This is a genomic window from Kluyvera georgiana ATCC 51603 (genome assembly GCF_001654985.1).
Classification (GTDB): domain Bacteria; phylum Pseudomonadota; class Gammaproteobacteria; order Enterobacterales; family Enterobacteriaceae; genus Kluyvera; species Kluyvera georgiana.
Genome location: NZ_LXEU01000030.1, coordinates 48729 through 63440, shown reverse-complemented (window position 1 = coordinate 63440; position 14712 = coordinate 48729). Strand labels below are relative to the sequence as shown.

Here is a 14712-nt window from a genome sequence, read left to right as displayed (position 1 = left end):
CCCACAGCTGGATATAGCAGATGATGACCGTACTCGACCCCCCATCTGTGCTTTCCAATCCCCAGCGCCGCTGCCAGGCGCTGTTAATGCTGTATCTCCCAGGGCACACCATCACGGCGGAATACATTGGCATGATAAATAATGTCGATGTTTCAACCGCCCGGCAAGATATCGTTGAGGCCGGAGAGGAGATTGAGCGTTACCATCGTCTGGCAATCGCCACTCAGGCGGATGGCAGCTATCGGATTGAAGGCACCACCCTCGACCTGCGCCTGTGCCTGCTGCACTGGCTGCGCCGTGCGCTGCGTCTGTGCCCGCAGTTCGTCGCTAACCATTTTACACCGGCTATCAAAACGCAGCTGAAACAGCTGAAAATTGCCCGCACGCTGTACGATGAAACGAATCTCCAGGCGCTGGTTAACCGCTGCGCCCGCAGCCTGCAGCGTGAGTTTGAGTACCGGGACGGGCAGTTTTTACGCCTGTATCTACAATACTGCCTGCTGCAGCATCATCAGGGTGTCAGCCCCCAGTTCACGCTATTGCAGAGCGCCTGGACCCAGTCGACCGACGAATACCAGATGGCGGCGGATATCGTGCGCCACTGGCAGCGGCGGGTCATGCAAACGCCTAATCCTGGTGAACAGCATTTCCTCGCCCTGCTCTTTATGCTGTTGAAAATACCCAACCCGCACGACGAAGGACGTCAGCAGGATCAGCCGTTACATCTGGCGGTTGCCCATTTGGTTGAGCGTTTCCAGCAGATTGCCGGATGCCGCTTTACCGACGAACGCGGGCTGCATAACCAGCTTTATATCCATCTGGCCCAGGCGCTTAACCGCTGTGTGTTCGCGATTGGGATCGATCATCATCTACCGGAAGAGATCCATCGTCTCTATCCGCGTTTAATCCGCACCACCCGCAGCGCGCTGGCCGATTTTGAAACGCGCTACGCCCTGCGCTTCAGCGACGATGAAGCGGCCCTCATTGCCGTCATTTTTGGCGCGGGATTGATGCAGGAGAGTGAGCTACATGAAAAACAGGTGGTGTTGCTGACCGGCGATAACCCGGCGCTGGAACAGGAGATTGAACAGCAGCTGCGGGAGTTGACCCTGCTGCCGCTCAATGTGAAGTATCTGGCGGCACATATCTTCCAGAAAGAAGGCGCGCCGAAAGACAGTACGCTGGTGATATCGCCTTACGCGATTGTGCTGCCGCTGTTTTCGCCGCCGCTGATCCACGCCGAGCAGTCGCTCAGCGAACATCAGCAGCAGCGTATCTGCCAGATCCTCGAAACCTAGCGGACGACGGCTTTTGGCCGCAGCACCAGCGCAGGCAGGGCCACCAGCGCCATCACCCAGAACAGCCCCTGGTGCAGATGCTGATAGAGGAAGCCTGCAAACATAGTCATTACCGCAATGCTGCCGCCCATTGCCACCGCGGAGTAGACCGCCTGCAGGCGAATCACTTCACTGCCCTGGCGTGCAGCAATGTAGCGCATGGCCGCCAGATGGCAGACCGTGAAGGTGCCGCAGTGGAGAATCTGAATCAAAATCAGCCACGGTAAACTGGTCGTCCAGCCCATCAGCCCCCAGCGAATCACACCGCAGATGGCGGAGAGCAGCAGTAAGTCCCGCGCGCTGAAGCGACGGAACACCTTTTTGCTCAGGGCAAAGGTCAGCACTTCCGCCACCACGCCTAACGACCAAAGATAGCCAATTGCCGACGCCGAGTAGCCTGCGCCTTCCCAGAAAATTGCGCTAAAACCGTAATAGGCCGCGTGCGCGCCCTGCAGCAGGCTCACGCAGGCAAGGAAACGCCAGTTTTGTACCACCAGCCCGCGCCAGGCCGGCCAGCCCACTGATTCCTGATGACGGGACTCACCGAGCGGCATCACCGACGGCTTCAGCAACATGCCCAGCAGCATCGAGGCAACGCCCAGGCTCAGCATCAGCAGAATCACATGATAGTCAAACAAGCTGACCAGTTTGCCGGTCAGCGCCGAGCCAATCACAAAGGCAATCGACCCCCACAGACGCACCCGACCATAGTCCATGGTTATCTGTTTTTGCCAGGTATTGGCCAGCGCGTCGGTCAACGGCACCAGCGGTGAGAAAAAGAGGTTGAACCCAATCATCACCACCATCAGCCATGCTACGTTGCTGCCCGCCCAGAAGGCCAGCGCGAACAGTAGCGTCATCAGCGCCAGAATGCGCAGAACGCTAATCAGTTTCGAAGGGTCGCTCACGCGCGGCGCAATCAGCAGGCTGCCGAGAAAACGGGCCACCAACCCGGCGCCGAGCAGCAGACCGATGGTTTCGGGAGAGAGCCCCGCGCCTTTGAGCCAGACGCTCCAGAAAGGCAGAAAAATACCGTAGCTAAAGAAGTAGGTGAAGTAGCTGAGCGCCAGCCAGCGCGTGGAGTGCAAAACCATGGGTTCCTCCCGTTATGGAGGCGATAGTCTAATGACTCTCCCCATATTCTGGAGAGTACTAACGCAGGTAGTTACCAGAAAATTGTGACGAGCATCACTTTCCTTTTTTGTCACTCCAGAGTTGTCAGCACCAACGGCAGACGCTGAGAAGCACGCCCGCGTTAGACTTCAACCAACGGTCTTTGCGCCAGCGCAATAAAATCCCTTAGGGCGGGTTTTAGCTCGCCCTTTTTCCACGCCATCAGCAGCGCCAGCGTCGGCGCTTCGCCTTTAATTGGCCGAAATACCACCTGCCCGGTATTAAAATTATTCATATAACCGGGTATCAAAGTGGCCCCCAGCCCCATACCAACGAGGTTCATGGTCACCAGAATATTGGTCGCCACCTGCACGATATTCGGCTGGCTGCGCTCTTTCTCAAACCACGCATTCACTACCGATGAAAGTTCGCCGGAATAGTCTGGGTCGGTGGTGATAAAGTTCACGCCGTGTAACTGCTGGGCGGAAATACTCTCCTCGCGGGATAATGGATGGCCTACCGGAAGCACCACCACCAGCGGTTCATGAAACAGCTCAATGAATTCAATATCTTGCCCATGAACAGGATAGCGCATCAGCCCGACGTCCAGTTCACCGCTACGCAGCTTCTCTTCTTGCTGCGTGGTCATCAGGCTCGCCAGCTCGATATGGGTTTCAGGCTGACGCAGACGCAGCATCGGCAGCACCTTTGGCAGCAGATTTACCTCGGCAGAGGGGACAAAGCCAATCGCCAGATGGTCGTTATTCAGCGCCGCTTTTCGCGCGCGCAGCTTGGCCTGTTCCGCATTGTCCAGAATGGCCTGCGCATCCTGCAAGAAACACTCACCGGCTGCCGTGAGGGTCACTTTGCGTTTATCGCGCTCCAGCAACGCTACGCCCACGCACTGCTCCAGATCGCGTATTTGACTACTCAGGGAAGGCTGTGAGGTGTGCAGTTTCTCCGCGGCTCGCGTGAAGTTTAACTCCTGCGCCACCGCGACGAAGTAGCGTAGGTGCCTCAGTTCCATGTCCCTTCTCCTTGTTATCGAAAAAATGTCTCAACTGGTAGAAATTTACTATTTCACAGATTGATAACTAACCAGCAACATCCTTAGGGCACAAAAAAAGAAGGTCAATACATCTTAGCTTTCAGGATTAAAAAATATGACCATACCCTCAAATTTAGACATCTACCGACTGATCGACACGCAAAACGGTCGCGTAACCCCACGTATTTATACCGACCCTGCAATTTACCAACTGGAGCTGGAACGCATCTTCGGACGCTGCTGGCTGTTTCTCGCCCACGAAAGCCAAATCCCCAAACCGGGCGATTTCTTTAACACCTATATGGGCGAAGACGCCGTGGTGGTGGTGCGCCAGAAGGACGGCAGCATCAAAGCGTTTCTCAACCAGTGCCGCCACCGCGCGATGCGCGTGAGTTATGCCGACTGCGGTAACACCCGCGCCTTCACCTGCCCGTATCACGGCTGGTCGTATGGCATTAACGGCGAGCTGATCGACGTGCCGCTGGAGCCGCGCGCCTACCCGCAAGGGCTGTGCAAATCCCACTGGGGGCTGAACGAAGTGCCGTGCGTCGAGAGCTACAAAGGGCTGATTTTCGGTAACTGGGATACCACCGCGCCGAACCTGCGCGATTATCTCGGCGACATCGCCTGGTATCTCGATGGCGTGCTGGATCGCCGTGAGGGCGGCACCGAAATCGTCGGCGGCGTGCAGAAGTGGACCATCGACTGCAACTGGAAATTCCCCGCCGAACAGTTCGCCAGCGACCAGTATCACGCGCTGTTCAGCCACGCCTCTGCCGTACAGGTATTGGGCGCGAAAGACGACGGCAGCGACAAACGCCTCGGCGACGGCCAGACCGCCCGCCCGGTGTGGGAAACCGCCAAAGACGCGCTACAGTTCGGCCAGGACGGACACGGCAGCGGCTTCTTCTTTACCGAGAAACCGGACGCCAACGTCTGGGTCGACGGCGAAGTCTCCAGCTACTATCGCGATACCTATGAAGAGGCCGAGCGGCGTCTGGGCAAAGTACGCGCCCTGCGTCTGGCCGGTCACAACAATATTTTCCCCACCCTTTCCTGGCTCAACGGTACCGCCACGCTGCGCGTCTGGCATCCGCGCGGGCCGGACAAAGTCGAAGTATGGGCGTTCTGCATCGCCGATAAAGCCGCCTCTGATGACGTCAAAGCCGCTTTTGAAAACAGCGCCACCCGCGCCTTCGGCCCGGCGGGGTTCCTTGAGCAGGACGACTCGGAAAACTGGTGTGAGATTCAAAAACTGCTCAAAGGCCACCGGGCACGCAACACCAACCTGTGCCTGGAGATGGGTCTCGGCCAGGAAAAACGTCGTGAGGACGGCATTCCAGGGATCACTAACTACATCTTCTCGGAAACCGCTGCCCGCGGCATGTATCAGCGCTGGGCCGATTTATTAAGCAGCGAAAGCTGGCAGGAAGTGCAGGAAAAAACCGCCGCATACCAGCAGGAGGTGATGAAATGAGCGCGTTAGTCTCCCCTGAGCTGCATCACCGCATCAGCCAGTTCCTGTATGAAGAAGCGCGTCTGCTGGACGACTGGCAGTTCCGCGGCTGGCTGGCGCAGCTGGATGACGACATTCGTTACACCATGCGCACCACCGTCAATGCTCAAACCCGCGACCGCCGCAAAGGCGTACAGCCGCCGACCACCTGGATTTTCAACGACAATAAAGACCAGCTTGAGCGCCGCATCGCGCGGCTGGAAACCGGCATGGCGTGGGCCGAAGAGCCACCTTCCCGCACCCGCCACATGATCAGCAACCTGCAGGTGAGCGAAACCGACCAGCCGGACGAGTTCGCCGTGCGCCTGAACTATCTGCTCTACCGTGCACAAAAAGAGCGTGACGAAACGTTCTACGTCGGCACGCGCATGGATAAGGTCCGTCGTCTGCCGGGCGACGAATGGCGCTTACTGGAGCGTGAGATCGTGCTCGATCAGGCGGTGATCACCTCCCACAACCTGAGTGTACTGTTCTGATGAGCCGCATATTTGCCTGCTCCGCCACGGAGCTGCCGGAGGGGGAAGCCCTCCGGCTGGAAACCTCTCCCGTCATCGCGCTGTTTCACGTTGGCGGTGAGTTTTATGCCATTAACGATCGCTGTAGCCACGGTAACGCCTCGATGTCGGAGGGCTATCTGGAAGACGACGCCACGGTGGAGTGCCCGCTGCACGCCGCCAGCTTCTGCCTGAAAACCGGCAAAGCGTTGTGCCTGCCCGCCACCGCTCCGCTCACCACCTATGCGGTGCATGTGGAAGGCGGCGAGGTGTTTATTGATTTACCCGAGGAGGCCTGATGAGCGATTTACGCGATAACGTGGTCTTTATTACCGGTGGCGGCTCCGGCCTCGGCCTGGCGCTGGTAGAACGCTTTATTGAAGAAGGTGCGAAAGTCGCCACGCTCGAGCTGTCCGCGGCGAAGATTGCCAGCCTGCGCCAGCGCTTTGGTGAACACGTACTGGCGGTGGAAGGCAACGTGACCTGCTATGCCGACTACCAGCGCGCGGTGGATTGTATCCTCACGACCTTCGGCAGGCTGGACTGTTTTATCGGCAACGCGGGTATCTGGGATCACAACGCTTCGCTGGTCAATACGCCCGCCGAGGCGCTGGAAAGCGGCTTCCACGAGCTGTTTAACGTTAACGTGCTGGGCTATCTGCTGGGCGCCAAAGCCTGCGCCCAGGCATTAATCGCCAGCGAAGGCAGCATCATCTTTACCCTGTCTAACGCCGCGTGGTATCCCGGCGGCGGCGGGCCGCTGTATACCGCCAGCAAGCACGCGGCCACCGGGTTGATTCGCCAGCTGGCCTACGAACTCGCCCCCAAAGTACGGGTGAACGGCGTCGGCCCGTGCGGCATGGCGACCGATCTGCGTGGCCCGCAGGCGCTGGGGCAAAACGACACCTCGATTATGCAGTCGCTAACACCGGAGAAAATCGCCGCCATTCTGCCGTTGCAGTTCTTCCCGGAACCGGCTGACTTCACCGGCCCGTACGTGATGCTGGCGTCACGCCGCAACAACCGTACGCTAAGCGGCGTGATGATCAACGCCGACGCCGGGCTGGGGATCCGTGGGATCCGCCACGTGGCCGCCGGTCTGGATCTGTAAGGAGCGAGCATGAGCGAACAGATTATTGCCATTATCGGCGGCGGCCAGGCGGGGGCGATGGCCACCGCCGCGCTGCGACAGCAGGGGTTTAGCGGGCCGCTGCATCTTTTCTCCAACGAAATGCATTTGCCTTACGAGCGCCCACCGCTCTCGAAGGCCATGCTGCTGGACGATAACCCACAGCTTCAGCCAGTTCTGCCCGCCAACTGGTGGCAGGATCACAACGTGCAGTTGCATCTGGGCGTTACGCTACGCGAGATCGATCGCGCTACCCGCACGCTAACGCTCGCCGATGGGCAAACCTACCGCTGGTCACAGCTGCTGCTGGCTACCGGTGCCGCCGCCAGGCCGTTGCCGCTGCTGGATGCGCTGGGCGAGCGCTGCTTTACCCTGCGTCATGCCGGCGATGCCGAGCGTCTCCGGGCAGCGCTACAGCCGGGAAAATCGACCGTCATCGTCGGCGCAGGCACCATCGGCCTGGAGCTGGCGGCCAGCGCCACCCAACGCGGTTGCCGCGTCACGGTAGTCGAGCTGGCGGATACGGTGATGGGCCGCAATGCCCCGGCTCCGGTACGCGATTATCTGCTGGCACGCCATCAGCTAGCCGGCGTGCGGGTGCTGCTCAACAGCGCCATTGAGCACGCCGAAGCGGGCGAGTTCCTCTCGCTCACCCTGCAAAATGGCGAAACGCTACAGGCTGATGCCGTGGTTTACGGTATCGGTATCGTGGCCAACGATGCACTGGCCCGCGAGACGGGGCTGGAAACCGCTAACGGAATTATCGTCGATGCCGCCTGCACGACCGCCGACCCGGCGATTTTCGCCGCGGGAGATGTGGCGCTCACTCGCCAGCCGGACGGCTCCTTAAGGCGCATAGAAAGCTGGGAAAATGCCAACTTCCAGGCGCAAGTTGCCGCCGCCGCGATGCTCGGTTTACCCCTGCCGGAAGCCACGCCGGGCTGGTTCTGGACCGATCAATACAGCGATAACCTGCAGTTTGTTGGCGAAATGCAGGGAGAAAACTGGTTATGTCGTGGTGAACCGGGCGACAGAAAAGCCATTTGGCTCCAGCTACGTGAAGGTGTGCTGGCCGGCGCGGTAGCACTCAACAACGGGCGCGAAGTGCGCGTGCTGCGTAAGCTGATTCAGTCAGGACGCGTAGTCAGTGAAGACGCGCTTTGTGATGAAAGCGTACCGTTAAAGTCGCTATAGCAGGTGCGCACGACGGCCCCTTCTTATCAATGCGGTGAAGGGGCCATACCGAAGCACCATCCAATCTACTGATTTTTCGCCCCCGTGTGGCAGGCCACAAAATTGTGTATTACGTTTAAATCAAACGTACTTACACAAAGGAACTGCCATGAACTCGCTTCGCTATCTCGACTTTGGCGCTTCGCGCGATCTGCTGCTGCTGGTTGCCCGTATCGCTATCGTGCTGCTGTTTATTCTCTCCGGCTATCCCAAAATGCTTCACTACGATGGCACGGTGCAGTATATGGCTTCCATCGGTACACCAATGCCGGCGCTGGCGGCCATCATCGCGATCGTGATGGAAGTTCCCGCCGTTATTCTGGTGATTCTGGGGTTCTTTACGCGTCCGCTGGCGGTGATCTTTCTGTTCTATACGCTGGGGACGGCGGTGATTGGGCACCACTACTGGAACATGACCGGCGATGCGGTGATGCCGAATATGATTAACTTCTACAAGAACATCAGTATCTCGGGGGCGTTCCTGCTGCTGGCGATCGTCGGGCCGGGCAAAATTTCGTTAGATAAGCGCTGAGGGTTTGCCTGATGGCGGCTTCGCCTTATCAGGCAAACGAAATCATTGTAGGCCCGATAAGCGTAGCGCCATCGGGCACAAAAAAGGCCGCATTCGCGGCCTTTTTCACATCACACGATCAACGCTTACGCGTAAACCGGGAAGCGTGCACAGATATCCAGCACTTTCGCTTTCACGCGTTCAATGGTGGCTTCATCATTGATGTTGTCCAGCACGTCGCACATCCAGCCAGCCAGCTCTTTCACTTCCGCTTCTTTGAAGCCGCGACGAGTGACAGCCGGGGAACCGATACGGATACCGGAAGTCACGAACGGGCTCTTCGGATCGTTAGGGACGCTGTTTTTGTTCACGGTGATGTTGGCGCGGCCCAGGGCTGCGTCAGCTTCTTTACCGGTCAGGTTCTTATCAACCAGGTCCAGCAGGAACAGGTGGTTCTCGGTCCCGCCGGAAACCACTTTGTAGCCGCGGTTCAGGAACACTTCCACCATCGCTTTGGCGTTTTTCGCAACCTGCTGCTGGTAGACTTTGAATTCCGGCTCCATCGCTTCTTTCAGCGCCACCGCTTTACCGGCAATCACGTGCATCAGCGGGCCGCCCTGCGCGCTTGGGAACACGGCAGAGTTCAGTTTTTTGTACAGTTCTTCATCGCCGCCCTTCGCCAGGATCAGGCCGCCGCGCGGACCCGCCAGGGTTTTGTGGGTGGTGGTGGTAACAACGTGAGCGTGCGGAACCGGGTTCGGGTACACGTCAGCGGCAATCAGGCCCGCCACGTGCGCCATGTCGACGAACAGGTATGCGCCGATGCTGTCAGCGATTTCACGCATTTTTGCCCAGTCAACCACGCCGGAGTAGGCAGAGAAGCCACCGATAATCATCTTCGGCTTGTGCTCTTTGGCCAGCTTAGCCATCTCGTCGTAGTCAATTTTACCGGACTCATCAATACCGTAAGGGACGATGTTGTACAGTTTACCGGAGAAGTTAACCGGGGAGCCATGAGTCAGGTGGCCGCCCTGCGCCAGGTTCATACCCAGAACGGTATCGCCCGGCTGCAACAGCGCGGTGTAAACAGCGAAGTTAGCCTGAGAACCGGAGTGCGGCTGCACGTTAGCGTAGTCGGCGCCGAACAGTTCTTTCGCGCGGTCGATAGCCAACTGCTCAACGACATCAACGTATTCGCAGCCGCCGTAGTAGCGCTTGCCCGGATAACCTTCAGCGTATTTGTTGGTCAGCTGAGAACCCTGCGCCTGCATGACGCGCGGGCTGGTGTAGTTTTCGGAGGCGATCAGTTCAATGTGCTCTTCCTGACGTACTTTTTCTTGCTCCATAGCCTGCCACAGTTCGGCATCATAATCGGCAATGTTCATTTCACGCTTTAACATCCGCATCTCCTGACTCAGCTAACAATAAAATTTTGACCTGAAAAAGGCAGTCCTGTTGGACAACGGCCCACAGTATAACTGATTAGTTCTGTGATAACAGGTCTTGACAAACGAAATTACGCAAACGTTTACCTTTAAGCCACACAAGGGATTGAGCAATAAAGCGCTTCAGGGCGCAAATGGATTTCTTTTCAGGATTGTGATGCAAATAATTCACGTTGTAACGTCAGCAACGCATTATTACAAAGAACCATTTACATAGCAGGGTTATTTTTATAAGATGCATTTAACATGCAACAATTTATAATACGAAAGGAAGACCTGCCATGCTTGATGCTCATACTATCGCCACCGTTAAAGCCACGATCCCGCTGCTGGTAGAGACCGGCCCGAAGCTCACCGCCCACTTTTACGACCGGATGTTTACCCATAATCCGGAGCTGAAAGAGATTTTCAATATGAGCAACCAGCGCAACGGCGACCAGCGTGAAGCGCTGTTCAATGCTATTGCCGCCTACGCCAGCAATATTGAAAACCTGCCTGCCCTGCTGCCGGCGGTGGAGAAAATCGCCCAGAAGCACACCAGCTTCCAGATCAAGCCGGAGCAATACAATATTGTCGGCGCGCATCTGCTGGCGACGCTGGACGAAATGTTCAGTCCGGGCCAGGAAGTGCTGGATGCATGGGGTAAAGCCTACGGGGTACTGGCTGGCGTGTTTATCAATCGTGAAGCGGAAATTTATCAGGACAACGCCAGCAAAACCGGTGGCTGGGAAGGCACCCGCGCCTTCCGTATCGTGAAGAAAACCCCGCGCAGCGCGCTGATCGCCAGCTTTGAAATGGAACCCGTAGACGGCCAGCCGGTAGCGGATTACCAACCGGGCCAGTATCTGGCGGTATGGCTGAAGCCCGAGGGCTTTGAATTTCAGGAAATTCGTCAGTATTCACTGACCCGCAAGGCAGATGGCAAGGGTTACCGCATTGCGGTGAAGCGCGAAAACGGCGGCCAGGTATCAAACTGGCTGCATAACGTGGCAAAAGAGGGGGATATTGTTCATCTGGCCGCGCCGGCAGGCGACTTCTTCCTCAATGTTGAACCACAAACGCCGGTGACCCTGATTTCCGGCGGCGTCGGCCAGACACCGATGCTGGCGATGCTCGATACGCTCGCGAAGAATCATCATCCGGCGCAGGTGAACTGGTTCCACGCGGCGGAAAACGGCGAGGTTCACGCCTTTGCTGATGAAGTCAACGCGCTGGGCGCGGAGCTGCCGCACTTCACATCGCACCTGTGGTATCGCGCGCCAACCGAGGCAGACCGTCAGGCCGCCGCGTTTGATAGCGAAGGGCTCATGGCGCTGGAACCACTGGCCGCGAATCTACAGAACCCACAGATGCAGTTCTACCTCTGTGGTCCTGTGGCCTTTATGCAGCACGCGGCCAAACAGTTAGTGGCGCTGGGCGTCAGCAGCGATCGTATTCACTATGAATGCTTCGGACCGCATAAAGTGTTGTAATCTTTTCTTTCCAGACGGGCATATTTTGCCCGTCTTCCTCCTCCATCCTGCGCTCTGCAAGGTCAAAAAACCGCACAGCGAGTTGTGTTATGATTAATCTCCTGTCCCATTTTTTATCCTTTGGCGATTCATTTATATGCAACAACCGGTTGTACGCGTTGGCGAATGGCTGATCACGCCTTCTATTAATCAAATCAGCCGTGCAGGCCGACAGCTCACTCTGGAACCGCGATTAATCGATCTGCTGATGTACTTTGCCCAACATCCAGGACAAGTACTGAGCCGTGATGAACTGATCGATAACATCTGGATGCGTAACATCGTGACCAGTCATGTGGTCACCCAGAGCATTTCTGAACTACGCAAATCGCTGCGTGACGGCGACGATGGGCACATCGAATACATCATCACCGTACCCAAACGCGGCTATCAGCTGACGGCTGAAGTCACGTGGCTTGATGAAAGAGAAGAGAATCAAGCACCTGAGACGCCGGTCGTCTCGCCTGCTCCTACGGTCACTCATGCTCCGGCAAACGCCCCTGTGGCACCGCGACTCACTGCGGAACGCCGCTGGTATTCCAACGTCTGGACTCAGATCGCCTTCCTGCTCTCTTTGGGCGTGCTAATAGCGATGGTGTTACTGACCGTTATTCGTCCCCATCCGCAGATCACCCGCTCGCACCTGTTGCTGAACCCGCGCGACATCGACGTACGCTTTGAGCCGGGCGCATCGTGCAATAACTGGGTATCGCAACAGGCCTACGCGATTGGGCTGGGAACGCTGATTACCACCTCGCTGAATACCTACTCCACCTTTATGGTGCATGATAAAACCAACTACAACGTCAATGAGCCCAGCAGTTCAGGGAAAACGCTGACCATCAGCTTCGTCAACCAGCGCCACTACCGCGCCCAGCAGTGTTTTATGTCGGTACTGTTAGTGGATAACGCCGACAGTTCAAAGATGCTTGATAAGCGTTATTTCGTCACCGACGGAAACCTGGTGTCTATTCAGCGCGATCTTTTTGACAGCCTTTCTACCGCGCTGACGCAGCCATGGCCGGCACAGATGCAAACCATGCTGGCCCATCTGGATATGCCCCATCCGATGTCACTCGCGCAGTTCTATCAGGCGCTGTTATTAATTTCCCAGGGCGATGCGCCGTCTTTAACCAAGGCGAGCAGCATGCTCGATAGTATTATTAAGCTATCGCCCGATTTCGCCTATGGCTATGCCCAGAAAGCGATGGTGGATGTCTTGCGCCATTCTCAGCAACCGTTTGATAGCAGCCAGCTGGTGTCGTTAAGCCATGAATTAGAACACGTGGCCAATATGCCGGAACTGAAAAATAGCGCAGTGTTATATCGTATTCAGGCAATTGATGCGTTAGGCAAAGGCAGTATTGATAACGCGTACGAGGCTATTAATAAAAGCATTGAGCTGGAAATGTCATGGCTTAATTATGTGGTGCTGGGAAAAGTCTACGAAATGAAAGGTGAGAATCGGCTTGCCGCTGACGCCTATATCACCGCTTTTAATTTACGCCCCGGTGATAATACGCTGTACTGGATTCAGAACGGAATATTTCAGACTTCGATAGAGAAAATTGTTCCTTATCTGCAAACCTTCCTGCCTAAAAACGCTTAGCGGGCGTTGGCCATCATTATCATGGTTAAATAAGGCCACGCAAGATGTAATATTGATGTTGTTGCAAGGTTTTAATTGTTACCTTGCGGCAACATCCCCCTCCCGCAAGAAGAAAACACACCACCTTGTAATTACTCAATATTTACCTTTCCATGATATAAACTTTTTATCCTGATATGTTAATGCAAAAAGCTAAACACCTCATTTTTTCGATGTTTGTGTTTATTTCACTTTAACTTTAGGACTTCTCTTAGCCTGCTCAGTAATATTGCCGTCAGTTGGTCGGGTCGCTCGCCATAGCTCACCTCGCGGTCCGGACTTAAAAATACTGCTCAGGAGAAACGAACATGAGTTCCGCTAAGAAGATTGGGCTATTTGCCTGCACCGGCGTTGTCGCCGGGAATATGATGGGGAGCGGCATTGCCTTATTACCTGCAAACCTCGCCAGCATCGGTGGTATTGCAATTTGGGGTTGGGTAATTTCTATTATTGGCGCGATGTCGCTGGCATATGTTTATGCGCGACTGGCAACCAAAAACCCACAACAGGGTGGCCCAATTGCCTACGCGGGTGAATTATCTCCGGCATTTGGTTTCCAGACCGGCGTGCTTTATTACCATGCCAACTGGATTGGTAACCTGGCAATCGGGATTACCGCCGTCTCTTATTTATCGACCTTCTTCCCAGTATTAAACGACCCAATTCCAGCGGGTATCGCCTGTATTGCCATCGTTTGGCTGTTCACCTTCGTGAATATGCTCGGTGGGACCTGGGTAAGCCGACTCACGACCATTGGTCTGGTACTGGTGCTTATCCCGGTTGTCGTCACCGCCGTTATCGGCTGGCACTGGTTTGATATGGCAACCTATCAGGCTAACTGGAACACCTCGGCAACCACCGATCCGCACGCGGTTATCAAAAGTATTCTGCTGTGCCTGTGGGCCTTCGTCGGCGTGGAATCTGCCGCCGTCAGCACCGGCATGGTGAAAAACCCGAAACGTACCGTGCCGCTCGCCACTATGCTGGGTACCGCGATTGCCGGTGTTATCTACATCGCCGCCACGCAGGTTATCTCCGGTATGTATCCGGCTTCCGTCATGGCCTCTTCCGGCGCACCGTTCGCCGTCAGCGCCTCGACTATCATGGGTAGCTGGGCTGCGCCAATGGTGTCTGCCTTTACCGCCTTTGCGTGCCTGACTTCTCTGGGTTCCTGGATGATGCTGGTTGGCCAGGCGGGCGTTCGTGCCGCTAACGATGGTAACTTCCCGAAAGTTTACGGCGAAGTCGACAAAAACGGCATCCCGAAAAAAGGCCTGCTGCTCGCCGCCGTCAAAATGACCGCGCTGATGATTATCATCACCATCATGAACTCCAGCGGCGGTAAAGCCTCTGACTTGTTCGGTGAACTGACCGGTATTGCGGTTCTGCTGACCATGCTGCCGTACTTCTACTCCTGCGTTGACCTGATTCGCTTCGAAGGCTTCAACATTCGTAACTCGGCGAGCCTGGTGTGCTCCATCCTGGGCTGTGCGTTCTGCTTTATCGCGCTGATGGGTGCCAACTCCTTCGAGCTGTCCGGCACCTTTATCGTCAGCCTGGTCATCCTGATGTTCTATGGCCGCAAAATGCATCAGCGTCAGCATGACGACCACGACAACAAACCGGCTGAAGTGCTCTAACCGCTAACCCCCCTATTTCTGCAGGCCCTTCCTCCCCTGCCGCTAACGCGGTGGGAAGGGCCTCCTTTACCTGGAAACATGACTATG

General features: G+C 56.2%; 13 protein-coding genes. 10 read left to right on the top strand and 3 right to left on the bottom strand.

The window, feature by feature from the left end; translation table 11 throughout:
- Nucleotides 1-20: 20 nt before the first annotated feature.
- Nucleotides 21-1298, top strand: coding sequence for a stationary phase inducible protein CsiE (gene csiE / locus M989_RS06475; RefSeq protein WP_064543501.1), 1278 nt, complete (start codon nt 21-23; stop codon nt 1296-1298).
- On the opposite strand, the gene M989_RS06470 is transcribed toward csiE, so the two are convergent.
- On the bottom strand, nt 1295-2431 hold the full coding sequence (locus M989_RS06470) for a 3-phenylpropionate MFS transporter (RefSeq protein WP_064543499.1): 1137 nt from the start codon (nt 2429-2431) through the stop codon (nt 1295-1297). The genes csiE and M989_RS06470 overlap by 4 nt on opposite strands.
- 161 nt (nt 2432-2592) lie before the next feature.
- Complete coding sequence (hcaR, locus tag M989_RS06465) at nt 2593-3477, bottom strand: DNA-binding transcriptional regulator HcaR (protein ID WP_064543496.1); 885 nt, start codon at nt 3475-3477, stop codon at nt 2593-2595.
- 136 nt (nt 3478-3613) lie between these two features.
- On the opposite strand from hcaR, the gene hcaE reads away from it, so the two are divergent.
- The 6 genes from hcaE (at nt 3614) to M989_RS06435 (ending at nt 8402) form a co-directional block, all read left to right on the top strand.
- On the top strand, nt 3614-4975 hold the full coding sequence (hcaE, locus tag M989_RS06460) for a 3-phenylpropionate/cinnamic acid dioxygenase subunit alpha (protein WP_064543494.1): 1362 nt from the start codon (nt 3614-3616) through the stop codon (nt 4973-4975).
- Nucleotides 4972-5490: a 3-phenylpropionate/cinnamic acid dioxygenase subunit beta gene (gene hcaF, locus M989_RS06455; protein WP_064543493.1), complete on the top strand. Its 519-nt coding sequence runs from the start codon at nt 4972-4974 to the stop codon at nt 5488-5490. Before hcaE ends, hcaF begins: the two co-directional genes overlap by 4 nt.
- A complete protein-coding gene (gene hcaC, locus M989_RS06450; RefSeq protein ID WP_064543491.1) occupies nt 5490-5807 on the top strand; it encodes a 3-phenylpropionate/cinnamic acid dioxygenase ferredoxin subunit in 318 nt (105 codons plus the stop codon). Before hcaF ends, hcaC begins: the two co-directional genes overlap by 1 nt.
- A complete protein-coding gene (gene hcaB, locus M989_RS06445; RefSeq protein ID WP_064543488.1) occupies nt 5807-6619 on the top strand; it encodes a 3-phenylpropionate-dihydrodiol/cinnamic acid-dihydrodiol dehydrogenase in 813 nt (270 codons plus the stop codon). Before hcaC ends, hcaB begins: the two co-directional genes overlap by 1 nt.
- Before the next feature lie 9 nt (nt 6620-6628).
- A complete protein-coding gene (gene hcaD, locus M989_RS06440) occupies nt 6629-7831 on the top strand; it encodes a phenylpropionate dioxygenase ferredoxin reductase subunit (protein WP_064543486.1) in 1203 nt (400 codons plus the stop codon).
- Between the two features lie 148 nt (nt 7832-7979).
- Nucleotides 7980-8402, top strand: a complete 423-nt coding sequence (locus tag M989_RS06435; protein WP_064543484.1) for a DoxX family protein — start codon at nt 7980-7982, stop codon at nt 8400-8402.
- A 125-nt stretch (nt 8403-8527) separates the two neighbouring features.
- Here M989_RS06435 and glyA read toward each other — a convergent pair whose 3' ends face one another.
- Complete coding sequence (gene glyA, locus M989_RS06430; RefSeq protein ID WP_024157213.1) at nt 8528-9781, bottom strand: serine hydroxymethyltransferase; 1254 nt, start codon at nt 9779-9781, stop codon at nt 8528-8530.
- Between the two features lie 326 nt (nt 9782-10107).
- Between glyA and hmpA the strand changes: the two genes are divergently transcribed.
- From hmpA to cadB, 3 genes are all read left to right on the top strand, one after another.
- Nucleotides 10108-11298 carry an NO-inducible flavohemoprotein gene (hmpA, locus tag M989_RS06425; RefSeq protein WP_064543482.1) on the top strand — a complete coding sequence of 397 codons (1191 nt, stop codon included), beginning with the start codon at nt 10108-10110 and terminating at the stop codon, nt 11296-11298.
- Nucleotides 11299-11434: 136 nt separating this feature from the next.
- Nucleotides 11435-12946 carry a lysine decarboxylation/transport transcriptional activator CadC gene (gene cadC / locus M989_RS06420; RefSeq protein WP_064543480.1) on the top strand — a complete coding sequence of 504 codons (1512 nt, stop codon included), beginning with the start codon at nt 11435-11437 and terminating at the stop codon, nt 12944-12946.
- Between the two features lie 347 nt (nt 12947-13293).
- The gene (gene cadB, locus M989_RS06415) at nt 13294-14625 is read left to right on the top strand and encodes a cadaverine/lysine antiporter (protein WP_064543477.1); all 1332 of its coding nucleotides are present in this window, start codon (nt 13294-13296) and stop codon (nt 14623-14625) included.
- Nucleotides 14626-14712 lie beyond the last annotated feature (87 nt).

What these genes read in the sequence shown, in the direction of transcription:
- hcaR (WP_064543496.1), bottom strand. Translation starts at nt 3,477, where the DNA reads ATGGAACTGAGGCACCTACGCTACTTCGTCGCGGTGGCGCAGGAGTTA.
- hcaD (WP_064543486.1), top strand. Translation starts at nt 6,629, where the DNA reads ATGAGCGAACAGATTATTGCCATTATCGGCGGCGGCCAGGCGGGGGCG.
- glyA (WP_024157213.1), bottom strand. Translation starts at nt 9,781, where the DNA reads ATGTTAAAGCGTGAAATGAACATTGCCGATTATGATGCCGAACTGTGG.
- M989_RS06470 (WP_064543499.1), bottom strand. Translation starts at nt 2,431, where the DNA reads ATGGTTTTGCACTCCACGCGCTGGCTGGCGCTCAGCTACTTCACCTAC.
- hmpA (WP_064543482.1), top strand. Translation starts at nt 10,108, where the DNA reads ATGCTTGATGCTCATACTATCGCCACCGTTAAAGCCACGATCCCGCTG.
- hcaE (WP_064543494.1), top strand. Translation starts at nt 3,614, where the DNA reads ATGACCATACCCTCAAATTTAGACATCTACCGACTGATCGACACGCAA.
- cadB (WP_064543477.1), top strand. Translation starts at nt 13,294, where the DNA reads ATGAGTTCCGCTAAGAAGATTGGGCTATTTGCCTGCACCGGCGTTGTC.
- hcaB (WP_064543488.1), top strand. Translation starts at nt 5,807, where the DNA reads ATGAGCGATTTACGCGATAACGTGGTCTTTATTACCGGTGGCGGCTCC.
- csiE (WP_064543501.1), top strand. Translation starts at nt 21, where the DNA reads ATGATGACCGTACTCGACCCCCCATCTGTGCTTTCCAATCCCCAGCGC.
- M989_RS06435 (WP_064543484.1), top strand. Translation starts at nt 7,980, where the DNA reads ATGAACTCGCTTCGCTATCTCGACTTTGGCGCTTCGCGCGATCTGCTG.
- hcaC (WP_064543491.1), top strand. Translation starts at nt 5,490, where the DNA reads ATGAGCCGCATATTTGCCTGCTCCGCCACGGAGCTGCCGGAGGGGGAA.
- cadC (WP_064543480.1), top strand. Translation starts at nt 11,435, where the DNA reads ATGCAACAACCGGTTGTACGCGTTGGCGAATGGCTGATCACGCCTTCT.
- hcaF (WP_064543493.1), top strand. Translation starts at nt 4,972, where the DNA reads ATGAGCGCGTTAGTCTCCCCTGAGCTGCATCACCGCATCAGCCAGTTC.